Genomic DNA, 23,040 nt, shown 5'->3' with positions numbered 1-23,040 from the left:
GTACAGGCCACAGCGTTATCGAATGCTCGTGCAGGTCACAGCGTTATCGAATCCGTGTTCGCGCTCTTGACGACGAGGTTGCCGGTGTCCGCTTCGAGCTTGACGGACCGACCGTGATCACCGCCAAGGTCCTCGGCGACAACGGGCACCCCGTACTCATCGAGCGTCTCGCGCACTTTCTCCGCGTTGCGCGAGCCGATAGAGGACCCGTTCTCGGAGAAGTCGAGCATGTCGCTCCCGCCGGCGATTTTGGCTTCCATGGTGTCCGTCGACGCACCGTCGTCCTCCATGGCCTCGATGAGCGCTTCGATGCCCGTATCCGCGAACTTCGCGCGGTTGCCGCCATCGATATCAGCTGCGGACGGGAGCATCACGTGAACGAGCCCGGCCACCGTGTTACGGGTGTCGTAGATCGCGATCCCGATACAGGAACCCAGTCCACTCGTGGTCAGCAGCGCCGACTCCGTGGTCACCCTGTACTCAGCGATACCGACTTTGATGCGCTCCGGCGTGCTCTGGTCGGGGCTCTCTGTTTGGCTGCCATCGTATACTTTCATTATTCGAATATCTGTTCCACGTCCGCGCTCGTCTCGGTCGCCCGGTCGACGTCGAGGTCGTTGAGGGCGGCGCGTAACTCCTTCTCGTTGGGTAGCGCGTGAATCTCGGCCTGGAACTCGATATCGTCGGTCTGCATCTGGGAGTCGATGATGAACGCGTGCTCCTGGTACTGCCCGACCTGCGCCGCCAGCGGGTCCATGATCGCCCGCCCCATGTCGTGGACGACCCGCGGCGGCGTGTGTTCGACGGAGGTCTGGAGGACGTTCGCCCAGCCGTCGACGAACCCGCTCGTCATGATGTTCCCCAGCTCCTCGATGGCGGCCTTGTGCTGGTCGGTCAGCTCCTCGCTGTCCATCTCGATCGGCATCATCGCCTCCGCGACGTTGATAGCCGAGATTTCGTCGAACAGCACCATGAGGTAGCCACTGGGCGTCCCGGTGAACTCGACGACCGTCCCGACGAACGTGTCCGTCCCGATCTGTTTCGGCACGTCCTCGATGGGGGCGAAACTGATCTGTGTTACCTCCGCCGCCGTCGGGATACCGGTCATCATCTCGACGTTGTCGGCGGCTTTCTGGGTGCCGCTGGTCGTCATCTCGTTGAACGTCTGGAGCTTGTCGATGGGGATGGCGTCGCCGTCCGTATCGACGTGCTCCACCATCATCTCCGTGAGCGATTCGTACTCAGGGAGCATGTAGATGTAGAAGTTCACCGACTCGTCGATCCACTCGATCTCCGATTTGAACACGAACACCTGCTGATGATCGCCGTTCTCGGGTGCATCGGGAAGCACGTCACCGCCGGACTCCTCGATGTACTCCGGCGGCGAGTGGTCGATGGTCGCACCGACGTAGTCGGCCCACCCGTCGATGAACCCGCTCATCATGATGTTGCCGATCTCCTCGATGCCGCTTCGGGCCATCGCCTCGTCGTCGCCGCTGCCAGGCATCATCTCCTCGGTGATCGTCCCGGCGCTGTCCACGTCGAAAGCGAGGACGGTATCGCCTTCCAGTACGCCGTCAAAGGAGAACTGGACGCCGACGAAATCCCGGCCCACCAGCTCCTCGCCGACGTCTGCTCTATCGAGTAGCGTGATCTTGGTCACGTCGACGACGGCGTCGATACCCGTCATCTGGCCCATCGACTGCGTGGCCTGTTCCGCCCCCTCGTGAGCGAGTTGGTTGAACGTGCCGAGCGACTGGATATCGACGTTCATCTATGAGGGGACGACGTCCTCGATGGCCTCCATCACGCTGGGTTTCTGGAACGGCTTGGTGATGTACCCGTCAGCCCCAGCTTTCACCGCCTCCTTCATCTTCTCTTCCTGGCCGACACTCGTACACATGATAACGTTCGCGTCGGGGCTGGAGGATTTGATCTCGTCCGTGGCCTCGATGCCGTCGCGGATGGGCATCACGATGTCCATCATCACCAGATCCGGACTTTTTTCCTTGAATACTTCGACTGCTTCGACTCCGTTCTCGACCTCCCCGACGATCTCGTGATCTTCTTCGAGAATCTCGCGGAGGAGGTTACGCATAAACTCTGAATCGTCGGCGATCAGTACGTCTGGCATGCCTATCAAGGCTACATATCCCGATGAGTTAGATAAAGGTGTCCCGTAAATTATCGCGTGTGATATCGGTGGGCTCCGAAACCCGGTTACACCGCCGGGAGATGTGTGACGAGAACACGAACGAAATCGAGCGCGAAGGGGCCATACTGGAAGTACACAGACCCCGAGAGCAGGACGTACGCTGTCGTCAATCCGGCCGGAAGTGCCAGACCGACCGCGACGGCTTTGGAGGAGACGTAATCGGGAGCAACGGTACGGCCCAGCACGGCCCCGGCACAGACCGCTGCAGCGCCGAGATTGAGGAGCGCGTGGAACTGTACCGCCTCCCCGAGCGCCAGGTCGAGTCCGGCAACGACACCCAACCCGAGGATGAGACCGCCGACAGTGCTCGCAGCGTATCCACCAGTCAGCCATCGCTTTGCATCCCCAGCGGCCTCGTGTACCGCTGGAATCCGAACGACGCCGTACATGATGAGCGGAACAGTCGGCAGTATATACCGAACAGTGAGCTGTGTGTGCAATGGTAGACGGCTCAGATAGATGAGCGTGAACACGACCGTGAGAGCCGCGACGAACAGATCTGTCTGCGTTCGAGGCGGGTACCGCGAGGGGAAAACGTTCCATTGCCGTATCCGCTGACTGGCTGCTCGAATCAAGACCACAGGGAGCGCCGCTACTGCACCAAAAAGCGGGACGGACTCAAGCATTGTCAGTTCGATTGCCTCGTAGCTATTTGGGGCGTAATTGATACCTGAGGCTGTACCGCTCCGGAGGAAAATCTGAGACATCCTATCGGGGGTGGTCAGTACGTTGAGTCCGCTGTAAACGGCATCCAAGACGAACGATATCGCGGGTGTCGCAGGATCTACTAGCCGCTCAAACAGACCGAGTAGCGGTGTCACAATCGGTAGTCCGGAATCACCACGCCCGTCATCACCACGCCCGTCATCACCACCACCGCTCCCACCATCACTCCCATCAGAGCCCGCGCTTGTACCGCCACCCGTGCCACCGTCAGTTCTACCTCCCTCAGTCCCACCCGCGCCACTGCCACTACCTGTTCCGCCGTCACCGCCGGTATCGGGTGTGAACTCGACGTTCGCACCGCCGACAGACGGCAGGAGCCGCGGTGGTTCAACCGGGTTGCCGGATAGCAGGAAGTTCGTCACGAGCATCGGGAGCGAACCGGCGAACAGCCCGAGCCCGACGACAGCGAGATGCAGCAGGGAGTTCCGTCTGGCGGTGACGAGGTCCACGAAAGCCAGCGTCGCCACCAGGAAGAACCCCTCGAAGGCGTGCGTCCAGGTAACCAGTCCGGCTGTCAGATACGCACCGGCACGAAAGCCCAGTCCGAGCCGGAACCTGGCGTCGGCGTACGCGACTCGGCTTCGGGCGAACAGGTACACCGTTGCCAGTGTCAGCAGCCCCACCAAGACGTGGCGTTTCGGGAGCGAGGCCCAGAACCCGACAGACGACGCGATTCCGATTGCGACACCGGCCGCCAGCGCAACAGAACGGTCGTGCCAGATGGCGACAAGCCGGTAGAGGACGAGAGCCGTCGTCGCTGCTGCGAGCATCGTCGAGAGCTGAAACGCAGCAATCGGAAGCGGCGTGTCGGGAAGGGCTGTCGCCGTCAACACACCGCTCAGGAACAGGATCGCAACAACAATGCTGCCGGCCCATAGAATCGTTCGCCTGGCGGTGTCGGTATGACGCTGTCCGAGCACACCGAGTTGGGAGACGAAAGCGAGGACGGTACCCGACCAGAGGCCGAGGAGCAGCAACCGCGGCGTGACGAGCGTTGATAGGGCCTGAAGCGCCCATACGAGCGGAACAGCCAGGACGACCTGGCCGTAGTTGCGCCCGTAGAGTCTGCCGCCGGACTCGTGCAGTCCCGGCTGCGAGCCGAGCGTCAGGGAGTACGGCGTCTCCGTGATGTGAAGCTTGCCGTTCGAAACAGCGACAAGTGTGTTGGCGGTCGTGTACGTGTCGGTGATGAAGATGCCAACGCGCCAGTACAGTCCGAACGTCACGAGCAGGCCGAGCCAGAGGGCGTAGCCGTAGCGGTCGCCGAAGACAGCTTTTCCGATCCGTCGACAGCGATCCCTGAAACGGCCGAGATTTCGGCTCATCGCGCCACCCGAACCGTCACGTTTTCAGCGACTATCGTCTGGTCAGCTTCGAAGCTCTGGACTCGGATCCGAACACTTCCAGTGTACGTGTCCCGGTCCAGTGACGACGGCGAAATCGCCCTGTCGCCGGGTGCGAGCCGGTACGTCCCGGACTGCCCCGCCGAGAGCACTCTCTCGTCTTCGAGGGAAATATCGAGCGCAGGCACGTCGACTTGGTACAGTAACCGTGGGCGACCGGAGACGGAGTCGACGGTCACGCCGGCATCGGGCACTCGGAGATACGCCACGTCCGTTCCGAATCTGCCGTCTGTGATCCGTATCTCGGAAGTCGTCACCTGGACAGAACTGACAGCCGCCGTCCCATCACCGATAGTCGTCGGTTCTGTCCTGACGGCGTCGACGCCGATGAGTGGTCCCGTCACGACGAGCGTCACCAGAACGAACAGGGCAACGACCGTCGGCGGATGGCGGGGGACCATGATATACCCTACACACTGCCGTGCCCGGATTTAAATCCCTCGTCAGTCGAGCAGGCTGTTGTAACTGCTTACCGGGACCACTGCCCGATTACAGACGATCGGTGTGAGAATGACATACAGCGGTTCACATCAAAGTTCGGCACCGTCAGCGTCTTCGACAGCCTGCAAGAGATCAGCGATAGAGTCGTCGGGCGTCAGTTGCGTCGACCGAACTAGCTGTTTGATAACTGCCGGCGGATAGCGAACCGGGACGTTCGATTCTGAGAGGAGAATCCCGAGGACTTCCTCGACCGGCGTTGAACCGTCCATCTGACGACCGTACCAGAGCATAAAGCTCTCGAAGACCGTGACGATATCGTTGGAGGCGAGTTGTTGCTGGTCGACGTCACCGTCGAACTTCGCGGTCACGTCGAAGCCGTATCTGGCGTTCGAGTCTGCCATCTGTTCGGCGAGCCACTCGTGGACGTTCGCATCGGAGAACTCGGGAGTCGACGGCTCCGGGTCAGGCGCTGGAGATGGCGGGGATTCAGACGCCGAATCCGACGAGACCTGATTCCCGTAGGAGTCGTCAGTGCGGACGTCCGACGAGACGACGTAGCGGCCCTCGTCGATCTCGGTGACGTGCTCGTCGTCGGCGATATCGAGCTCTTCGGGCGAGAGTACCTTGCCCTCTTCCGGATTCGGTTCGTCTGACCGCCGAGCCATACGTGCTATTGTGTGTGGCTATCGTATAACTCCGTCGCTGGTCAGAGTGGGTGAGAAAAGATACGCGTCGAAACGAAAATATCCGAGAGCTTAGAGGCTGACTGCGGAGTTACCAGACAGGGTCTCCGGAACGACCAGGCGGACGGTCGTCGTCCCACCGGACTGGGTGTTCAGTCGGACAGTTGCCGTTGAACCTTCCGCGAGATTGCTGCCGCGGATGGCGGATGTATCGAACTCGAGACGGGCACGGTCAGACGGGTCGTTCAGCACTTGGCTCTCAGAGATGGAGCCGTCGTCGTCCTGAACCTGCGTGACGCCGAAGTTCTCTCCGTCTGCCGTCCTTTCAGCACCGTCCTCGACAGTCAGATCGTATGAGCCGGAGGAGTCGACCCACTGGGCGATCGTACTTCCGATATCGATGTTAGCTGCACCGGGGGCACGCTTGACCGTTAGGTTCACCGTACCAACACCACCACTTGTGATGTCTTCACCGACAGCGTTGACGAGCTGCAGCCGGTTGGTCACTTGGTCACTGCTCTGTTGTCCGGTCTCCTCCGCACTGCTCTGGAGGAAGCCAGCCGTATTGATCAGGACGCCCGCGGCAATTGCGGCGACCAGCACCATCGCGATGAACACGATGAGGGTGCCGATACCGACCTGCCCGCGGTCGTCGTCGTTCGTTAGTTCCGTTAGCATTGTTGATCCGGGTCTGTCTGACCCTACCCTACCGTTCTTTTCGTTAGTAATAATACCTCCCCCCAAATTATATATCCTGATAACACTGGTTTGAGTGGGCTTAGGTCCTATTCTGGCAGCAGAACGGTCGTAATTCGACTTGAAGCAGACAGTGATATCGTTGCGCAACTGAGAATCAGATTTGATGTAACTCGACAGTGGATATCAGCGATAGAAATCAGTGCTTACTGGACTGTAAGCAGCGGATATCGCGTCAGGTGTAAACCGAGGAGTGGCCCCCGCTGAGAGACTGGGTTGGGAAGCGGCAGATGCTCACTCGTACGTGACGAGACTGTACATCACGAACAGATAGCCAAAGGTCGTGAGGCCGCTGTTGACCAGCAGCAGCGACCGCACGCCCTCGAAGTCGTTGATGAACGCGCTAATCATCGTGGCGGCCGCCCCCGCAATCGCCAGCGAGAACCCGACCGAGAGGTGCAGCATCGCCTGCCGGGATGTCTGGACGTACGCCCGCATGGCCATCCCGACCATCGTCAGTCCGGCCACGACGAACACCAGCGTCGAGATGGCGTAGAGAAGTTCTATCATCGGCACTGTACAGTGCTACAGCGAACCCGTTATTAAATCCATGCTCGAAAATATCTCTCGTGATAACGTCGGTTTGAGCTGTTCTACCGCTCGGACAGGGTCCGCCACGCTTCGTCGAGCTTGTTGGTCACTTCCGACCGCTCTTCGATGTGAACAGTCAGTTCGTCGTCGAAGTCGACCCGGACCTCGTCGACGTTCCGCCGGTACACCTTGATGCGGCGCCGGTCGTCAGAGAGGATGTTGTCGTGCAGTTCCAGGAGATCGTGCTCGGTCAGCTCGTCGATCCGTCGGTAACACGTCGCGATGGGGATGCCGAGTTCGTCGCTGAGTTCCTGTGCGGAGACCGGTTCGTCCGTTGCGTCGAGGATTTCGGCGCTGTATTTATTGCCAAGCGTCTGAAGAATCTCCCCTGAATCCATCGTTATCAAATCATAAATTCAGTCGATAATAAAGCTATCGCCTGTGATATCGAGTGCATGAGAGACGAACACGCGTTACGGGACGTTCGTACGAAAACAGGGCTCTGTGTGGCTGTATCCGTCGTTCTACGGAGTAATAATGACTCTATCCTGTCCCTAAATTGGTGATTCTTCCTCGCTCATCATCGAGAAGGCGCTGGCGTTCTGGTGGACATCGATTCCGCCGTGGTCGATCTCCATCGGGTAGATATCGGTCTCGATGTTCTGCTTTCGCATCTTGGCGACCCAGACGTATCTGTTCACGCCGGTGTCGGTCGGCGTCTGGATGAGGTAAATGTTACCGTCAGTCAGGTAGTTCTCCAGCCCGATCTCGGTGTCCGGGAAGACGGCCCCCTGTTCGTTGGTCATCAGCGTCGTGAGGCCGCTGTCGCTGAGGATGTCAGTGAACTTCAGGAGATACGTCCGTTTCTCCTTCTCGTTTTCGAAGAACAGTTCGAACATGGCAAGCGAGTCCAGCACCAGCCGGTCGTAGTCGCCGTCTTCGAGCTCTTCCAGCAGAATATCCAGCGAGGAGGTGAAGTCGTTCTCCCGCAGGAGCACCTGCTTGTCGTACACCTTGATGTCGCCGTTGTCGACGTGGTCCTGCCAGTTTTCGAAGCCGATGGATTCGGCGGCCTCCCGGAGGTCCGACGCGTCTTCCTCGAAAGAGAGGTAAATTCCCTTCTCGTCGTACTTTTCGACGCCGTTGTAGATGTACTGGAGACAGAGGATCGATTTCCCGGCCCCGGGGTTGCCGCTCACCAGTGTCGTCGAGTTCTTCACAATGCCGCCGTTCAGAATGTCGTCGAGGCCCTCGATCCCCGTTTTGGTTTGCTCAATCATAGTTTCGGAAGGAACTGGAAGTTGATTAGATACTTCTCTGTCGGGAATGTTAAAAAGTCTTGCTGGTATGTCGCTCAACGAACCGGAATCAGTCACCAGCGTGGACGACGGCGGGGTCCACCCAGATAACAAAACTGTCATCTCGCTTGATGACGCCCCGAATCGAGCCGGCGTCGTTCGCGGGGGACCGATCGACCTGCTCCGACGTGACCTGGACCACCTGATACACCTCGTCGACGAGCCAGCCGGCCGCGCCCTGTTCCTCGACGATTTCGGGATCGAACACGATGATGCGCTTCTCCGCGCCCTCGTCCTCGATGCCGAAGACGACCTTGGGGTCGACGATAGATGTCGTGCGCCCGCGGAGATCCATGACGCCACGGACGTGCGGTGGGGCGTTCGGGACGGACGTGAGTTCGCCGATGTCGACGATCTCAGTCACGTAGTCGATGCTCACGCAGTACGTCTCCGAGCCGAGTTGGAATTCAAGTACCTGGCCGGTGGTGGCTGACTGGGCTGCCATAGCGGTTCTTATCCACACTGTCGCGGACAGGGGCGCATAAAGGTGCCTGCTGGGCTATCAACTTTGATTACGTGGGCGGAGTATTTATTTCGGGGCCGAACGGGAGTTGGAAGTAGGTATGAGGATGTCTCGTTCGCCGATGCCTCCTGTCGGACGGGAGCGTCGGTGATATGGCAGACGGTGTCCGCGCCGTGGTCGCAGACGACTCTCATTTCATGCGGAGTGTCATCTCTGATATCCTCAGCGATGGCGGTATCGATGTCGTCGCGCAGGCGCGTGATGGCGAGGAAGCGGTGTCAGCCGTTATCGAACACGAACCGGACGTCGTGACGATGGACGTCGAGATGCCGGTCATGAACGGCATCGAGGCGACCGAGCGCATCATGTCGGAGTGTCCGACGCCGGTGTTGATGCTGTCGGCCCACACCGACGAAAACGCCGACGTGACCTTCGAGGCACTCGACAGGGGGGCGGTCGACTTCTTCACCAAGCCCGGTGGCGAGGTGTCGATGGAGATGTCTCGCCTGAAAGACCAGCTGGTCGAGATGGTCAGCTCAGTCGCGGCGGTCGATGTCGGCGCGACGACCAAGGGCGTCGGGACGAGCAGCGCCAGTGGGGCAAGCAGTAGCGGCGGAACGGCTCCGACAACAGCCGGCGGGTCGGCCACGGACCCCAGCACCGGCGGAACCGCGTCGAGCCAGACGACCTACGTTGCGAACCCGACACTGGTCATCGGCTCCTCGACCGGCGGCCCGAAGATGGTAGAGCAGGTGATGGAGAGTCTCCCTATCGAAGCCGACCTCCGGGTGCTCATCATCCAGCACATGCCGGAGGGGTTCACCGGTCGCTTTGCCGAACGGATCAACACGCGAAGCGACTACGAGGTCCGGGAGGCCACAGACGGGGCGCGTATCGGCGGCGGCGAGGGGCTCGTCGCCGCCGGCGACCGGCACATGGTCGTCAAGAACTACCGGAACGGCCGACTGCGGACGAAGCTGACACAGGACGACCCGGTCAACAGCGTCCGTCCGGCAGTCGACGTGACGATGCGGACAGCCGCAGAGACGATCGACGACCCGCTCGTCGGCCTCATTCTCACCGGAATGGGTGAGGACGGCGCGGATGGGATCCGGCAGATCAAGCAGGCCGGCGGCAAGACCATCGCACAGGACGAAGCCACGTCCGCGGTGTACGGCATGCCAAAGCGTGCCGTCGAGACGGGCTGTGTGGACACTGTCTTGCCGATCGACGACATCGCGGACGGCATTATCGACACGATTACCACTGAGGTGACCTGACAATGGACGACCAGTATCTAGACGCATTCATCCGTGAAAGCGAAGAAGCGATTACCGAACTCAACAACTCACTGCTCGAACTCGAATCCGACCCCTCCGACACGGAGGCGATGGATTCGATCTTCCGGACAGCCCACACGCTGAAGGGCAACTTCGGTGCGATGGGCTTTGACAACGCGGCGAACCTCGCGCACGCGATGGAGGATCTGCTCGACGAGATGCGCCAGGGCGAGATGGAGGTCACACCGGAGCTGATGGACCTCGTCTTCGCCGGCGTCGACCAGATAGAGGTCATCGTCGGGGAGATCGAAGAGCACGGCGAATCGGGGACAGAGACCGACGATATGGTCGAAGAGCTCCGAGCCGTCCTCGAAGAGGGGGCTGCCGCCGCGGGCGACACCGAGACGGCAGACGACGGCGACTCCTCGGACAGCAACGAGTCGCTCACCACGGATGCCAACATCGCCGATGCCGACATCGACGGCGACGCCGTCGCCGACCGGGTCCTCCAGGCCGAAATCAGCGTTGGAGAGTCTGATATGCTCGGCGTCGACTCGATGCTGGCCGTCGAATCCATCGAGGGGCGGTTCGATATTCTCGATTCGAGCCCGAGCCGTGCCGATATCGAGGACGGCGAGTTCGAGGACACGTTCGTCCTGTATCTCGACGGCCCCGACGCGGCGACCGTCGACGCCGAACTGGGAACGACCGGCAAGGTCGAGCACTTCGACGTGACCGACGTGACCGACGAACTGGCAAGCGGGGGAGACACCGGTTCCGACGCCATCGACGACTCCGACACGGATTCGGATTCCGATTCGGACCCAGACCCGGGTGCCGAAGAGGAACACAGCGTCGACGAGATCAAGTCCGTCCGCGTCGACGTGGACCAGCTCGACGACCTCCACGGGCTCGTCGAGCAGCTGGTCACCAGCCGGATCAAACTGCGGCGCGGCGTCGAGCAGAACAACCTCGACTCGACCAGCGAGACGCTGAACGAACTGGACAAGATCACGGCGAACCTCCAGAACACCGTGATGGACATGCGGCTCATCCCGCTGAAGAAGGTCGTCGGGAAGTTCCCGCGGCTCGTCCGGGACCTCGCGCGCGAACTCGACAAGGACATCGAGTTCGAGATCGAGGGCGAGGACATCGAGCTCGACCGGACCATCCTCACCGAGATCTCGGACCCGCTGATGCACATCCTGCGGAACGCCGTCGACCACGGGATCGAGTCGCCCGAGGAGCGCGAACAGGCGGGCAAGCCACGCACCGGCCACATCACGCTCCGGGCCTCCCGCGAGCGCGACCACGTCATCATCGAAGTCGAAGACGACGGGGCCGGACTCGACGTGGAAGGGATCAGGGAGAAGGCCATCGAGAAGGGCGTCCGCTCGCCGGAGGAACTGGACGCAATGGACGACTCTGCGGTGTATGACCTCGTGTTCCACCCGGGCTTCTCGACGGCCGACGAAGTGACCGATACCAGCGGACGCGGCGTCGGCATGGACGTCGTCCACGACACGGTCTCCCAGCTCGACGGGTCGGTCAACGTCGACTCGGAGCCGGGTGAAGGGACCACCGTCTCGCTGCGCCTGCCGGTGACGATGGCTATCGTCAAGGTGCTGTTCGTCAAGGTCGGCGGCGAGGAGTACGGCGTCCCCATCAAGAACGTCGACGAGATCACCGGGACGGAGGAGGCAAAGCAGGTCAACGGCCAGGAGGTCATCAAGCACAACGACGAGATCTACCCCGTAATTCACCTGGACGATACCTTCGACATCGAGGGTGAGACGGCCAACGGCGACGGGATGCTCGTCCGCATCCGGGAGTCAGAGCGCCAGGTCGCGCTCCACTGCGACTCGGTCAATAGCCAAGAAGAGGTCGTCGTCAAGCCCCTGGAGGGTATCCTCTCGGGCACGCCCGGCCTCTCGGGCACGGCCGTGCTGGGCGACGGAAACATCGTCCACATCCTCGACGTGGTGACCCTATGAACAAAGGCAGCGAACGCACCTTCGAGGACCTCGTGGAGTTCATCGGCGCGGAGATGGACTTCGAGTCGGGCTTTTACAACGACTCGTATCTCGACCGCCGCATCACCGCGCGGATGCGCCGAACCGACACCGAGGACTACCAGTCCTATCAGCGGCTGCTGGAACGGGACGACGGCGAGCGCGAGGAACTGCTCGACTCACTGTCGATCAACGTCACCGGCTTCTTCCGGAACCCGGACGCGTGGGAGCGACTGCGGCCGGTGCTCCGAGAACTGACGGAGAACAACCGTCGGGTACGGCTCTGGTCAGCCCCGAGTGCCGACGGCCGGGAACCGTATTCGGCGGCGATGCTGTCGCTTGACGACCCCGACATCGACGCCCGCAAGATCGAGATCACGGCGACCGACATCAACGCCGATATCCTCGAAGAGGCCCGCGACGGGACGTACGCGACCTCCCAGACGACTGATATCGCCGCGGAACTGGAACCGCTGGACGATTACACGAAATACATCCAACAGGACGGCGACACGTTCCAGGTTCGGGACCGGGTCAAGGAGATGGTCACGTTCGAACAACACGACCTCATCCGGGGCGACCCCAAGCGCGATTTCGACCTCGTGTTCTGCCGGAACCTCCTCATCTACATCGATTCGGAGTTCAAGGTCCCCATCTTCGAGACCATCCGCGGGTCGCTCCGCGAGGGCGGCTACCTCATGATCGGCATGACCGAGACGCTGCCAGCGGAGTGTCGGGACTCCTTCGAAGCGGTCGACAAACGACACCGGATCTACCGGCGAGTGTAGCGACCAATGAGCCTCTACGAACTGGAACGGGACGGCAAGGCACAGGAACTCATCCGCCTCCTCAGGGAGAGCGACAACGAGCGGGTCAAGGCCCGCGCCGCCGAGTTACTGGGGAACTTCGACGACCACGACGACCGGCGCGACGTGGTCAACGCGCTCGTAGACGCGGCCCAGAGCGACAGCGACGCGATCACCGGCGCGGCCATCGACTCGCTGGACGAACTCGGCGACGACGCCATCACGCAACTCATCGGGAGCATGGCCGGGGTCGACCTCGAAGACGACGCCGCCGACTGGGTGAAGGCGAAGGCGTACATGCAGGTGCTCGACGCCGACGTGCCGGAACTGCGGATGGCAGCAGCCAACGGGCTCGGGAACTTGGATCAGGCCGACGCAGTCCCGAAGCTGGCTGAGCGCTTCGAGGACCCCGACCCGCGCGTGCGGGCGCGAGCGGCCCGGTCGGCCGGGAAGATCGGTGACTCGCGGGCGACGAACCCGCTCGAAAACGTCCTGTCGGACCCAAAAGCCGCCGTGCGGCGCGAGGCCGCGGACGCGCTGGGGAACATCGGGAACCGGCAGGCGCTCCAGGCACTGTTGCCGCTGTACGAGGACGACGACGAGCGGGTCCGGCGCATCGCCGTCGGGGCGTTCGGGAACTTCGGCAACGACCGGCCGGTCGACTATCTCATCGAGGCGCTCTCGGACGACTCGGCCGCCGTCCGGCGGACGGCCGTCTACTCGCTCATCGAACTCCTGTCGAACGTCCCGACCGACCAGAGCCACCAGATCCGCGATACCGTCGTGGAGAAGCTCTCGAACACGGACGACCGGAGCGTCGTCGTGCCGCTGGTCGAGATTCTCGAAGAGAGCACGCAGGCCGCCCAGCGGCGCAACACCGCCTGGATGCTGGGCCGGGTCACCAGCCAGGAGGAGCGGGACCGGGTCATCGAGTCGCTCGTCGACGCACTTGGCGACGACGACCAGATGCTCCGGCAGTTCGCCGCCACCAGTCTCGCCGAACTCGGCGACGACGACAACATGGTAGAGCGGCGGCTGCTCAAAATCGTCCAGGACGACGGCGTCGACCCCGAGGTTCGGGGCCAGGCCATCTTCACGCTCGGCAAGGTCGGTGGCGAGCGCTCCCGGAAGACGCTTGACAAACTCATCGACGAGACCGAACACGACGTGGTCCGGAAGAAAGCCTTCTCGGCCATCTCGAAGCTCGGTGGCCGCGGATGAATCGTCCGGATGGATTAAGACCGGGCATCGCGTACACGAGAGCGATAGCTGGCTAACCGATGAGCGACGGAGAACACGCACTGGTCGATACGAAGGGGAAGTTCGTCCAGGTCGTCTCGGACGGGCGCAAGCGAAACGACATCGAGTGGCTACCCGGCCGGATTCTCCTCTCGAACAAGCGCCTCGTCCTCGCGACCAACGACGGCAAACAGACCATCCCGCTGTCGAAAGTCAGCAGCGTCACGGCTAGCCAGATGAACCAGCCCCTCGCGCAGGTGGACAGCTATATCAAGATTCAGGCCGGCCGTGACGTGACGCTCATCTCGGCGAAGAAAGACGAGGAGTTCCAGGAGAACCTCTACAGCACGCTGCTTGACCAGACCGTCGTGCTCGTCAACCATCCGGCAGTCAAGGGCGGCGTCGTCCAGGACGGCGGCTGGGAGAAGGGGCGGCTCAAACTCGACGGCGACTGCATCAATCTGGCCATCGCCAGCGGGACGTTCGTCGAACTGGACATCGACGACGTTGGGACCGTCGAAACCAAAGAAAAAACGATTCGCGGGGACGAGCGGCCGCTGTTGGAGGTCGAACACACCATCGAGGGAACCAGCGTCGAGACTCACATCTCGGGGACGCCCCGGCACGTCTCGCTCATCGAGGGGCTGGTCCGACAGGGCGAGCAGCGCAACACCGCCGACGACGTGGATCTCTCGGACAAGGAGACGCAGGTTCTGATGGCGCTGTACTCCGGCATCTCGCCGTTCAAAATCCCGGAGTTCGTCGACATGGAGATCGAGGAGGTCGAGGACGTGTACGACCGGCTGATGGAAGCCGACATCCTCGAACCGGTCCGGACCCGCCGCGAGGTGCAACTGGAGGCCCGCGGGCGGTCCATCGCGAGCGACGCGATGGCCGACCAGTAACAGCACTGAACCCCTTATTTAGCGTGGTCGAAGAGCCGGTGTACCGCAAGAGCGACATACCCTCGACCTGTCATACAGTATCATGGAAGGGCCCGACAGCCCCCGAATCTCGGTGCTGCACGTCGACGACGAGCCGGGATTCGCGGAGACAGCGGCTGAACTCCTCCGGCACGAGAGCGATGGTTTCACCGTCGAGACGGCGACCAGTGCCAGCGAGGGACTCGACCGGCTCGCCGAAGCTGCGTTCGACTGCGTTGTCTCCGACTACGACATGCCGGAGATGGACGGCATCGAATTCCTCGAAGCCGTCCGGGCGGCGTATCCGGATCTCCCGTTCGTACTGTTCACTGGCAAAGGGAGCGAGGAGATCGCTAGCGACGCGGTTTCAGCGGGTGTGAGCGACTATCTCCAGAAGCGGGGCGGGACAGAGCGGTACACGCTGCTTGCGAACCGGATCGAAAACCTCGTCGCACAGCACCGTGCCGAGGAAGGGCTCCAGACCCGGATACGACAGCAAGCGGCCGTGGCAAACCTTGGCCAGTACGCCTTGAGGGAGTGTGATCTCGACGCGTTGTTCGAGCGGGCAGTCGAATCAGTTTCGGAGGGCCTCGATACGGAGTACAGCAAGGTGCTGGAGTACCGGCCAGCGAGCGATGACCTACTGTTGCGAGCCGGCGTCGGCTGGCAGTCGGGGCTGGTCGGCGAGGCGTCGGTCGGGGCTGGCGACGAGTCCCAGGCCGGCTACACGCTGCAAACGGAGGAGCCGGTCGTTGTCGAGGACCTGCGTACGGAGTCGCGGTTCAGCGGGCCGCCGCTGTTGCTGGACCACGGTGTCGTGAGCGGTATCAGCGTCATCATCGGGACGCCCGCGGAGCCGTGGGGCGTGCTCGGGACGCATACGAGTGAGCGACGGCGTTTCACCGAAGACGATATCACGTTCGTCAGAGGCGTCGCGAACACCCTCACGGACGCTATCGAGCGGGAGCAACTCGAGCGAAACCTCCGACAGGCGGAACAGCGGTACAAGACCCTGCTGGAGAACTTCCCCGACGGCGGCGTGTTCCTGTTCGACGAGGACCTGCGATACCTCGTCGCCCGCGGCGAGGGACTGACCATACTCGGCCTCTCGCCGGAAGACGTGGAGGGGAAAACACTTGACGAGGTGTTCCCGCCGGAGGTCGCAGAGGTACAGCGGCCCAAATATCGTGCCGCACTGGACGGAACCCAACAGGACTGGATACAGGAGTACAGCGGCAGACGGTATCGAGTGCGTGCGCTGCCGGTCACGACCGATGACAGTGGGCAGCGCGGCATGATCGTCTCCGAGGACGTTACCGACATGCCCGCGAGCGTGTGACCGTCGGCACGACTCCGACGAGCGGGGCAGTTCGACGCGTTTTTGAAGCGCGGTTGATTGAGAACAGGTATGGCAGAATTCACGGTCGCCGTCTCCGACCCGGAGGACGGCCACACCTACCAGATCGACGTGGACGGACAGGACGCAAACCGCTTCATTGGCCGCGAACTCGGCGACGAGGTCGACGGCGGCGCTGTCGGCCTTGAGGGCTACACGCTGGAACTGACCGGCGGCTCTGACACCTCCGGCCGACCGATGCGACCCGACGTCCGCGGCGTCGCGACGAAGGAGATCATGTCCGACGGCGGCGTCGGCTTCAAGCCGACCACCGACGGCGAGCGCAAGCGCATCACCGTCCGCGGCCGCGAGGTCAGCGACGACACGCGCCAGATCAACGCGAAGATCACGGCCCGCGGCAGCGACGACGTGGCCGACCTCCTCGGCGACGACGACGAGTAAGTCACGTGCCGGACCGCGTTCCCAGTGACCACGACACCGTCGAGACGCATCGCGTTCCCGTCGAGTCGGTCGGCCGAACCGACCGACCGCGGGTCGTGCTCCCGGCGGAACTGGAGTTCGAGGACGGTGACACCATCCGTCTCGCATTGGACGGTGACCAGTATCACGCCGTCGTCGAGACGAATCTCGAGGGCGAGCCGGTGCTCTCACACGTCGCCGACAACCGCCGGCTGGCCCGCGAACGGGACGGGACGAACCGCCTGGCGGAGTGGGTCGCCGAGGGCGACGTCTCGCTCGGCGGCTCGGCACACCTCGACGTGGTCACCGACGGGACCGAGTACGGCCTCCGAACGCCGGGCAAGCGCGTCGTCTATACAGCGACCGACGGGCCGGACTCCTCGCTGTCAGATATCGCTCGAAATCTCGATAGCTGACACCGTTTGCCTCCGTTCTTCTGAATGAATCCGATTTTTGCTGCTGATACTCGCGCGAAACGCTCAATATCGGTGCTGATGTACATCGGGTAACGGACGAATGTCGGAATCAGTGATCGCGGATTTCGTCGGCAAATTCAACTCCGAAGTGGCCGGTCGGGGCGACCCCATCAAGGGTCGGATCGTCCTCTCGCAAAAGCGGCTGGTACTGGCCGCGAGCGAGGACGACAAGCTGACGATCCCGCTGGATTCCATTTTCGACATCGCCATCGGACAGGTGCCGCCCGACCTGGGGGATTTCTTCGACTCGACGGTGACGATCGCCTTCGAGCACAAGGGAAAGCGGCTCGTCGCAGCCATCGAGGCCGGTGACGAGAAGATCGAGAAGTTCGGCACGGTGCTTTTCAAGGCCGTCATCAACGGCACCGAAACGACGGTTAAGGAGCGCGCCCGCGTCGGTGGCCGCGTCACCGACGAGTCGTTCAAGACCGCGAAACTGTTCCTCGCGCCCGGCAGCGTCGAGTTCCGGCGCAGCGACGGGTCGTTCACTATCGACCTGAAGACGGTGTCGGACTTCGACCGGAACACGCGGGAGATCAACGGCAAGGGCCGGCCGGTGCTGACAGTCCGGCACATGAAAGACGGGACGGCCATGACGACGCTGGCCGCGATGGCTTCGAGTCGCAAGATGTCCATCCTCGGGCGCTATCTCCGGCGCGAGTACGCCGAACTCATGGAAGAGCTCAAAGACGTCGAGCTCACGAAGGACAAAAAGGAAGTGCTGGTCGCCATGTACTCGACCGGCGACATGGACGGGATGCCGCTGGCGAGTATTCTCGGCAAGGACTCCTCACAGGTGTCGATGATTCTCCAGGACCTCGCCGAGGACGGCCTCGTTCAGGACGGGGCTGACGGGCCGACGCTCACGCCGACTGGCAAGGTCGTCGCCAGCCGCCACCTCGAAGACGTGAACGCCTGACCGGCGGAACGGTCTCGTCACCGGCTCCCGTCCCTGCCGCGCGTTATCCGAACCGATAATCGCTACCGTAGAGTGATATACGGCGGTTGCCAACTCCGGACACATATGACTAACGGGGTGGTGCCGGCCACGTTCGCGCTCTTCGTCGCGATTCTCGCCGTCGCGTCGGGACCGCTCGTCGGTGCCGTGGATGTCACCCAGCAGGAGACGCCGACCGGCGACGGGAGTGCCGCCCTGTCTGTCGACTCGGTCCCGACGGGACAGGTAACGCTCGAACGAGGACGGTTCGGGTCCGGTCGGTACCATCTGGCGGCACCGCCGGCAGCGGTCACCGTCGACCGCGTTGCGGGGAACCCTGCAGTCAGGTACACTATCGATATCCCGTCGCTCTGGATCACCGCGACGAGCCGGTACGAACTGGCCGGGGCCGAGGGGACGCAGATGGAACTCCGGCCGGAACCCATCGGTATCAGTCCACAGCGGGTCGACCGTGACAGCTACGACGCGATTCTGACGATATGGGTCCGGGAAGGCGACAGAGAGAGACAGGTCCTGCTGGAGCGGATTACTATCGAGGTCGAACGATGAGCGTTCGTGACCGCGTTTCACGCAGCGTCGACTTCGATACCGACGAACTCGGAATCACGGTGCTCCGAGCAGTGTTCGGGAACTACCTCGGGGCGACGCTCTTTCTCACTGCGCTCGCGTGGTTCGGCCTCTACTGGCGGCTGGGGTTCTTCTCGAACGACCAGTTCACGTTCGCGAACGCGCTGGTCGGCGTCGCCGACGGACACCTGTTCATCGACCGGGCAGTGTACGGCCCCGCCTCCGGTGCGTCGCCGGGAACGTATCTCGTCGACGGTCGCGTGTACGGCCGGAACTACGGGATCGTGATCGTCTCCGCCGCCTGGTTGGTCGCGCTCGAAGCCGTCTCGCTGGTGGCCGACGTCCGGGTGGTCGCGATGGGCCTGTGGTCGTTCACCGTCATCGGGGCCGCGGCCGGGGTCGGCGTCTGGCTCGACCGGCGACGGCTGTGCGTCCTTGCCGGGACCGCAGTCGGAGCGGCTGTCTTCGTCGGGAACCTCCTCGTTGCGACGCCGCTATCGACGTACTGGTACCCCCTGCTGGCGTTGCAGGTTACGACCGCACTGGCGGCAGCGTTCACCGCGGTCGTCCTCTACCGGCTTGTCAGTCGGCTCTACACCGGCCGACTGGGCGTGGCCGTCGGACTGACAGCCGTACTCGCAACGCCGCTTGGGTTCTGGGCGAGCCTGCCGAAACGCCACAGCGTCACCGCGCTGTTCGTCGTCTGTGTGTGCTACACACTCTACCGAAGCCGTGAGACAGAGTCCTCCGTCGTTGCCAGACGGTTCAGGGCGCTCACCTACGCGTGGATCGGCCCTGTGACCTGGGTGCACGCGCCCGAGGGATTCTTTCTGCTGGTGGCTATCGCGGCCGTCGACCTGCCGACCGCTCGGTCTAACGGCATCCGAGACCTGTTCGTCGTCGGGCTCGTCCTGTTCGTCTCGCTGGTGCCGTTTTTCCTGACGAACCTGGCGATCTCCGGCCAACCGCTGCAGCCGCCCCGGTTACTCCCGGGATACAGCGGCGACGTGCTCAGCGGCGATGGCACAGCAGGCGGTTCGGCGGGCGGAAGTTCGACGGGCGGGAGTGTAGCCGACGGCGGGCTGTCCGCCTCCGGAGGAAGTATACTGTCGCGGATTCTCGGCCAGTTCGTGGGGTCCTACGCCGTACTCCTCGATCCCGAGCGAGTCGTCCGGATATTCCTCCGGCACGGATACGTCGACAGCCTGACGGCGTCACAGGACGCCGCGGTCAATCTCAGCGTCCTCGAATCGATGCCGCTGCTCGGTGCCGTCGTGGTCTATCCTCTGCTCGCCGCACGTCGGCTCGCTCGCGGAGTCGGCCTTCCCCGTCCGGATCGTCCCGGACGGACGGCCCCCGTCACTGTCGTCGATTCGTTCTCGGTTCTGTACGTCGTATTGCTGTTTGGATTGGCCCTCACGACGCTTCCGCTGCATCACATGTTCACGATGCGGTATCTCCACCCGCTCTACGCGGTCGGCATCTACTGGGTGATACGGATACCGGCGGTCCGTCGCGCCATCGAAACGGCCGGACGGTCGGCCGTGGCGGGGTTCGGTACAACAGTACTGGTCGGCGGCCCTCTGTATCTCGGCGTCATCGCCGCTGGCGACCTAGTTCTCGGTGAAGCAGTCCAGCTATACGCGCTCGCGGCGCTGGCAGTCGCCGGCGCTGTGGGATGCTGGGTGCTCCTCGATACAGCGGTCGGCGGGTTCGAACCGGTCGGTGCGATGATACTCGGTACCGCCGCGGGAATAACGGCCGTTTACGTTCTCGTTTCCGGGGTCACGCTGTTCCCCGATACCGGCGAGTTTCTCCTGCCGCTCTCGCGGGCCGTGAGCGAGCGACTCCACTTCATGCGGCTGTACGGGAGTACCCCGTCGTACTGGTAGTGGATCTCTGCGGGCTGACGGAGGCGCGTCACCGCTCGGCTGGCTCGTCGGCCGCCACAATCGTACTGACTCGGGCGTTCTCCTTGAGCTGCAGTCCCGCACCGCCGACCGACAGCGGCACGCGGGGGAGCGCGTCGACGTGCAGCGTCGGGTGGGTCGCCCCGCGTTCGAGCAGTTCCGTCCGGGGCTGGAGGGTCACCGTCGCCTCACCGGTCAGCGATTCGTTGTACTCGATGAGGTACTGGCCGCCCCGCAGCGTCCACCACTCGTAGTCGTCGTCCGGGTTCCGCTTCTCGCTTGCGTGGGGCGTGACGCCGGCGGGATCGAGTTCGCCGCCGCCGAAGTCGATCCGCCCCGGCTCGACGACCTCGTACACCTCGGCGACGGTCAGGTCGAACCCCGGGCTGTCGGTCTGGGTCGGTTCGTGGACGATATCCGTGACGTACTCGCTGAAGTCGGTCATGGACGACTATACCGGACGAGTGGGCCTAAATGTGGGGCCGGAATGGGCGGCACAACGCGTATTGGTCTCGGTTGCGAAGCACGGCTGTGGCGTACTCGTGGCCGCTTTCGCCGAAGGTGACGCTGGTCGCCGCGATTCTCGTCGTGTTGCTCGCCGGCGCGGTGACGATGGTCGAGCCGGGATCACCGGGAGCGGCGGCCGAGCGCGGGCAGACGCCGACGAAACTGGTCGAACCCAAGCCCGGCGAGAACGTGTTCTGGCCCTACACCAGCCGGTCGCGGTCGGCGTCCGGACGGACGCTGGCGATTAACGTCGTCGTGTACGGCGACACAGCGACCGTTCGCGGCTACCTGACCCGTGGCCGAGACCCAGCCTGGAACCGGACCGAAGCCGACGAGCAGGACATCGATCCCGGCGAGGGACCGATAACGGAGGGCAACGCTACCAACGGCACGCTCGTCGAGTGGGGGGCCGCCACGGGGTCGACGCGCTACCTCTACGTCCACGACCGGACGCTCACCGAAGACCGGGCCGGCGAGGTAACCCGGCGGCCGTACCGTGCGGTTTCATACACCGAGCCGCTGGAGAGGGAGGCCGCCGGGACCTGGATCGAGGAGACCGACCAGCTCCACGACGGTACGTACCTGGGGGCACGTCACCACATCCGCCTGTACGAATCGCCCTACGAGTCGGACAACTGGGTCGCTATCCAGGCCCACAGCGAGCACTGGGACTGGTTCCGGCTCCGGCACACGGTCCATGGCACCGAAGCGGCCCAGAACCGGGTGGAACGCGAGTTCATGGGCGAGCCGTTCGCCGACGGCGTCTGGCGGCTCTACCTGGATAACGCCGGAGGGGGCGGCTCCGACGGCTGGGCGACGGTCATCGACCTCGTCGGGGAGCGTGAGCCCAGTGGGTCCGGCCCGATGGCACTCGGCGCTGCCGGACTGGTCTTAGGAACGGCGGTCCGGCGACACCAGCGACGGAGGCACCGAAAGCGGGACCGACGACGAACTGACACCACGCAACCGCCGCCGCTGTCGGGCACGCCGCTGCCGCGATGGCTCCGGTCGCTGGACCGGCTAGACCCGCGGTTGGTCGGCCGCCTCGTGCGCGGTCTCTCGTACCTGCTGTTGTTCGCCGTCCTCCTCGGGCTCTACCTTGGCGTCCGATTCAGCGGCGTCGCGCTCGAACAAACGTTTCCCGCGGCGGACCCGAAGTTCCTCGCCGCGCTCCTGTATCCGGTGCTCGCCTTCGGTCTCCCCGGTGGGGCGTACCTCGCCGGCCGGAACCTCGACCCGGTCCGGAGCTTCGCGGCGGCGGCGACCGGCATCGGGACCGCGTTCGTACTGGACTACCAGTACGTCGCCGTCACGGCGCTGCCGCTGAACGTGGTACTCCATCGACTCGGTCTGGCCGTCGCGCTCGGTGCGGTCGCCGCCGGGGCGGTGACCCGCAGTGCACCGGTCGAGACGGTCAACCGGACGCTCAGTGCCGGTGTCGTCCTGTGGGTGTACCTCCTCGTCGCGGCGCTGGTGGGCTGGCTGTAGTGATTAGAAGAGCGCGGCACTTTTGACCGGCGAGCGAGTCCCTCCCTGCATGACCAAACACGAGGAGTTCCTGGCCGGCGAGCGGCCTGAAGACGTACTCTTCTTCCTGCACGAGGACGCCGTCTCGAACCCCGGCGCACTGGCCGAGTACGCCGACGAAGTCGAGGACGGCCACGTCCTCGTCCTGCCGGGCGACGACGGCCGCAGCGCGTTCCAATCGGCAACCGGTATCGACCCGATGGGACTGGCCCAGCAGGCGATGGGCACCGAGGGCGACATCGACGACGACCTAACCGGCGCGGTCTGTCCGGTCGCCGAGGAAGAACCTGAGAGTGACCACACGACCCGCTTTGTCTTCGCCTTCGCCGAGGAACAGAACGAGGACGTGGGCGGGCTCTACGCCGAGGGCGACGTTGTCCACGCCTACGCGGTGTGTGCCTGCGGCGAACGGTACAGCGACAAGTGGGTCGTCGGGGAGTAGC

25 protein-coding genes are annotated in these 23,040 nt (G+C 63.2%); 13 read left to right on the top strand and 12 right to left on the bottom strand.

Features of this window, described 5'->3' with window-relative positions:
* Positions 1-35: 35 nt before the first annotated feature.
* The 11 genes from ACY9XZ_RS08575 to ACY9XZ_RS08525 form a co-directional block, all read right to left on the bottom strand.
* The gene (locus ACY9XZ_RS08575; protein WP_463456615.1) at positions 36-557 is read right to left on the bottom strand and encodes a chemotaxis protein CheD; all 522 of its coding nucleotides are present in this window, start codon (positions 555-557) and stop codon (positions 36-38) included.
* Complete coding sequence (locus ACY9XZ_RS08570; RefSeq protein ID WP_463456614.1) at positions 557-1,774, bottom strand: chemotaxis protein CheC; 1,218 nt, start codon at positions 1,772-1,774, stop codon at positions 557-559. The genes ACY9XZ_RS08575 and ACY9XZ_RS08570 overlap by 1 nt, the downstream gene beginning before the upstream one ends.
* Positions 1,775-2,134 carry a chemotaxis protein CheY gene (gene cheY, locus ACY9XZ_RS08565; RefSeq protein WP_463456613.1) on the bottom strand — a complete coding sequence of 120 codons (360 nt, stop codon included), beginning with the start codon at positions 2,132-2,134 and terminating at the stop codon, positions 1,775-1,777. It lies immediately after the preceding gene.
* 86 nt (positions 2,135-2,220) lie between these two features.
* On the bottom strand, positions 2,221-4,266 hold the full coding sequence (locus tag ACY9XZ_RS08560) for a hypothetical protein (RefSeq protein WP_463456612.1): 2,046 nt from the start codon (positions 4,264-4,266) through the stop codon (positions 2,221-2,223).
* Positions 4,263-4,745, bottom strand: coding sequence for a hypothetical protein (locus ACY9XZ_RS08555; RefSeq protein ID WP_463456611.1), 483 nt, complete (start codon positions 4,743-4,745; stop codon positions 4,263-4,265). The genes ACY9XZ_RS08560 and ACY9XZ_RS08555 overlap by 4 nt, the downstream gene beginning before the upstream one ends.
* A gap of 129 nt (positions 4,746-4,874) precedes the next feature.
* Complete coding sequence (locus tag ACY9XZ_RS08550) at positions 4,875-5,450, bottom strand: DUF7500 family protein (protein ID WP_463456610.1); 576 nt, start codon at positions 5,448-5,450, stop codon at positions 4,875-4,877.
* Positions 5,451-5,540: 90 nt separating this feature from the next.
* Positions 5,541-6,146 (bottom strand): archaellin/type IV pilin N-terminal domain-containing protein, encoded by a 606-nt coding sequence (locus tag ACY9XZ_RS08545; RefSeq protein WP_463456609.1) that lies wholly within the window; start codon positions 6,144-6,146, stop codon positions 5,541-5,543.
* A 312-nt stretch (positions 6,147-6,458) separates the two neighbouring features.
* Positions 6,459-6,734: a DUF7521 family protein gene (locus tag ACY9XZ_RS08540; RefSeq protein ID WP_008307830.1), complete on the bottom strand. Its 276-nt coding sequence runs from the start codon at positions 6,732-6,734 to the stop codon at positions 6,459-6,461.
* Positions 6,735-6,817: 83 nt separating this feature from the next.
* Positions 6,818-7,153 carry an ArsR/SmtB family transcription factor gene (locus ACY9XZ_RS08535; RefSeq protein WP_004515272.1) on the bottom strand — a complete coding sequence of 112 codons (336 nt, stop codon included), beginning with the start codon at positions 7,151-7,153 and terminating at the stop codon, positions 6,818-6,820.
* A 156-nt stretch (positions 7,154-7,309) separates the two neighbouring features.
* Positions 7,310-8,035, bottom strand: a complete 726-nt coding sequence (locus tag ACY9XZ_RS08530) for an RAD55 family ATPase (RefSeq protein ID WP_463456608.1) — start codon at positions 8,033-8,035, stop codon at positions 7,310-7,312.
* Positions 8,036-8,123: 88 nt separating this feature from the next.
* On the bottom strand, positions 8,124-8,558 hold the full coding sequence (locus ACY9XZ_RS08525) for a chemotaxis protein CheW (protein ID WP_463456607.1): 435 nt from the start codon (positions 8,556-8,558) through the stop codon (positions 8,124-8,126).
* Positions 8,559-8,728: 170 nt separating this feature from the next.
* Between ACY9XZ_RS08525 and cheB the strand changes: the two genes are divergently transcribed.
* From cheB to ACY9XZ_RS08470, 11 genes are all read left to right on the top strand, one after another.
* Complete coding sequence (cheB, locus tag ACY9XZ_RS08520) at positions 8,729-9,856, top strand: chemotaxis-specific protein-glutamate methyltransferase CheB (RefSeq protein ID WP_463456606.1); 1,128 nt, start codon at positions 8,729-8,731, stop codon at positions 9,854-9,856.
* 2 nt (positions 9,857-9,858) lie between these two features.
* On the top strand, positions 9,859-11,850 hold the full coding sequence (gene cheA / locus ACY9XZ_RS08515) for a chemotaxis protein CheA (RefSeq protein WP_463456605.1): 1,992 nt from the start codon (positions 9,859-9,861) through the stop codon (positions 11,848-11,850).
* On the top strand, positions 11,847-12,656 hold the full coding sequence (locus ACY9XZ_RS08510) for a CheR family methyltransferase (RefSeq protein WP_463456604.1): 810 nt from the start codon (positions 11,847-11,849) through the stop codon (positions 12,654-12,656). The genes cheA and ACY9XZ_RS08510 overlap by 4 nt, the downstream gene beginning before the upstream one ends.
* Positions 12,657-12,662: 6 nt before the next feature.
* Positions 12,663-13,895, top strand: coding sequence for a HEAT repeat domain-containing protein (locus ACY9XZ_RS08505; protein ID WP_463456603.1), 1,233 nt, complete (start codon positions 12,663-12,665; stop codon positions 13,893-13,895).
* A gap of 59 nt (positions 13,896-13,954) precedes the next feature.
* Complete coding sequence (locus ACY9XZ_RS08500) at positions 13,955-14,818, top strand: CheF family chemotaxis protein (RefSeq protein ID WP_463456602.1); 864 nt, start codon at positions 13,955-13,957, stop codon at positions 14,816-14,818.
* An 82-nt stretch (positions 14,819-14,900) separates the two neighbouring features.
* Positions 14,901-16,175: a response regulator gene (locus ACY9XZ_RS08495; protein WP_463456601.1), complete on the top strand. Its 1,275-nt coding sequence runs from the start codon at positions 14,901-14,903 to the stop codon at positions 16,173-16,175.
* 69 nt (positions 16,176-16,244) lie between these two features.
* Entirely contained in the window at positions 16,245-16,634 is a 390-nt protein-coding gene (locus tag ACY9XZ_RS08490; protein WP_463456600.1) for a 30S ribosomal protein S6e, read from the top strand.
* A gap of 5 nt (positions 16,635-16,639) precedes the next feature.
* Entirely contained in the window at positions 16,640-17,068 is a 429-nt protein-coding gene (locus ACY9XZ_RS08485) for a DUF7112 family protein (protein ID WP_463456599.1), read from the top strand.
* 100 nt (positions 17,069-17,168) lie between these two features.
* Positions 17,169-18,047 carry a CheF family chemotaxis protein gene (locus ACY9XZ_RS08480; protein ID WP_463456598.1) on the top strand — a complete coding sequence of 293 codons (879 nt, stop codon included), beginning with the start codon at positions 17,169-17,171 and terminating at the stop codon, positions 18,045-18,047.
* 105 nt (positions 18,048-18,152) lie between these two features.
* A complete protein-coding gene (locus ACY9XZ_RS08475; protein ID WP_463456597.1) occupies positions 18,153-18,635 on the top strand; it encodes a hypothetical protein in 483 nt (160 codons plus the stop codon).
* Positions 18,632-20,545 carry a hypothetical protein gene (locus ACY9XZ_RS08470; protein WP_463456596.1) on the top strand — a complete coding sequence of 638 codons (1,914 nt, stop codon included), beginning with the start codon at positions 18,632-18,634 and terminating at the stop codon, positions 20,543-20,545. The genes ACY9XZ_RS08475 and ACY9XZ_RS08470 overlap by 4 nt, the downstream gene beginning before the upstream one ends.
* A gap of 28 nt (positions 20,546-20,573) precedes the next feature.
* Here ACY9XZ_RS08470 and ACY9XZ_RS08465 read toward each other — a convergent pair whose 3' ends face one another.
* Positions 20,574-21,008, bottom strand: coding sequence for a dCTP deaminase/dUTPase family protein (locus ACY9XZ_RS08465; protein WP_463456595.1), 435 nt, complete (start codon positions 21,006-21,008; stop codon positions 20,574-20,576).
* Between the two features lie 86 nt (positions 21,009-21,094).
* On the opposite strand from ACY9XZ_RS08465, the gene ACY9XZ_RS08460 reads away from it, so the two are divergent.
* On the top strand, positions 21,095-22,558 hold the full coding sequence (locus tag ACY9XZ_RS08460; RefSeq protein WP_463456594.1) for a hypothetical protein: 1,464 nt from the start codon (positions 21,095-21,097) through the stop codon (positions 22,556-22,558).
* A gap of 49 nt (positions 22,559-22,607) precedes the next feature.
* Positions 22,608-23,039, top strand: a complete 432-nt coding sequence (locus ACY9XZ_RS08455) for a DUF5807 family protein (RefSeq protein ID WP_463456593.1) — start codon at positions 22,608-22,610, stop codon at positions 23,037-23,039.
* The last annotated feature ends 1 nt before the right edge of the window (position 23,040 follow it).

It is taken from the genome of Haloarcula sp. HT12, assembly GCF_055271655.1.
This window is presented reverse-complemented; position numbering and strand designations above follow the sequence as displayed.

Bases quoted from the DNA above. Each gene is read 5' to 3' on its own strand.
- ACY9XZ_RS08475 (WP_463456597.1), top strand. From the start codon at position 18,153: ATGACTAACGGGGTGGTGCCGGCCACGTTCGCGCTCTTCGTCGCGATT.
- ACY9XZ_RS08480 (WP_463456598.1), top strand. From the start codon at position 17,169: ATGTCGGAATCAGTGATCGCGGATTTCGTCGGCAAATTCAACTCCGAA.
- ACY9XZ_RS08470 (WP_463456596.1), top strand. From the start codon at position 18,632: ATGAGCGTTCGTGACCGCGTTTCACGCAGCGTCGACTTCGATACCGAC.
- ACY9XZ_RS08525 (WP_463456607.1), bottom strand. From the start codon at position 8,558: ATGGCAGCCCAGTCAGCCACCACCGGCCAGGTACTTGAATTCCAACTC.
- ACY9XZ_RS08540 (WP_008307830.1), bottom strand. From the start codon at position 6,734: ATGATAGAACTTCTCTACGCCATCTCGACGCTGGTGTTCGTCGTGGCC.
- ACY9XZ_RS08575 (WP_463456615.1), bottom strand. From the start codon at position 557: ATGAAAGTATACGATGGCAGCCAAACAGAGAGCCCCGACCAGAGCACG.
- ACY9XZ_RS08530 (WP_463456608.1), bottom strand. From the start codon at position 8,035: ATGATTGAGCAAACCAAAACGGGGATCGAGGGCCTCGACGACATTCTG.
- ACY9XZ_RS08545 (WP_463456609.1), bottom strand. From the start codon at position 6,146: ATGCTAACGGAACTAACGAACGACGACGACCGCGGGCAGGTCGGTATC.
- cheA (WP_463456605.1), top strand. From the start codon at position 9,859: ATGGACGACCAGTATCTAGACGCATTCATCCGTGAAAGCGAAGAAGCG.
- ACY9XZ_RS08510 (WP_463456604.1), top strand. From the start codon at position 11,847: ATGAACAAAGGCAGCGAACGCACCTTCGAGGACCTCGTGGAGTTCATC.
- ACY9XZ_RS08560 (WP_463456612.1), bottom strand. From the start codon at position 4,266: ATGAGCCGAAATCTCGGCCGTTTCAGGGATCGCTGTCGACGGATCGGA.
- ACY9XZ_RS08465 (WP_463456595.1), bottom strand. From the start codon at position 21,008: ATGACCGACTTCAGCGAGTACGTCACGGATATCGTCCACGAACCGACC.
- ACY9XZ_RS08500 (WP_463456602.1), top strand. From the start codon at position 13,955: ATGAGCGACGGAGAACACGCACTGGTCGATACGAAGGGGAAGTTCGTC.
- cheB (WP_463456606.1), top strand. From the start codon at position 8,729: ATGGCAGACGGTGTCCGCGCCGTGGTCGCAGACGACTCTCATTTCATG.
- cheY (WP_463456613.1), bottom strand. From the start codon at position 2,134: ATGCCAGACGTACTGATCGCCGACGATTCAGAGTTTATGCGTAACCTC.
- ACY9XZ_RS08535 (WP_004515272.1), bottom strand. From the start codon at position 7,153: ATGGATTCAGGGGAGATTCTTCAGACGCTTGGCAATAAATACAGCGCC.
- ACY9XZ_RS08495 (WP_463456601.1), top strand. From the start codon at position 14,901: ATGGAAGGGCCCGACAGCCCCCGAATCTCGGTGCTGCACGTCGACGAC.
- ACY9XZ_RS08550 (WP_463456610.1), bottom strand. From the start codon at position 5,450: ATGGCTCGGCGGTCAGACGAACCGAATCCGGAAGAGGGCAAGGTACTC.
- ACY9XZ_RS08555 (WP_463456611.1), bottom strand. From the start codon at position 4,745: ATGGTCCCCCGCCATCCGCCGACGGTCGTTGCCCTGTTCGTTCTGGTG.
- ACY9XZ_RS08490 (WP_463456600.1), top strand. From the start codon at position 16,245: ATGGCAGAATTCACGGTCGCCGTCTCCGACCCGGAGGACGGCCACACC.
- ACY9XZ_RS08505 (WP_463456603.1), top strand. From the start codon at position 12,663: ATGAGCCTCTACGAACTGGAACGGGACGGCAAGGCACAGGAACTCATC.
- ACY9XZ_RS08455 (WP_463456593.1), top strand. From the start codon at position 22,608: ATGACCAAACACGAGGAGTTCCTGGCCGGCGAGCGGCCTGAAGACGTA.
- ACY9XZ_RS08570 (WP_463456614.1), bottom strand. From the start codon at position 1,774: ATGAACGTCGATATCCAGTCGCTCGGCACGTTCAACCAACTCGCTCAC.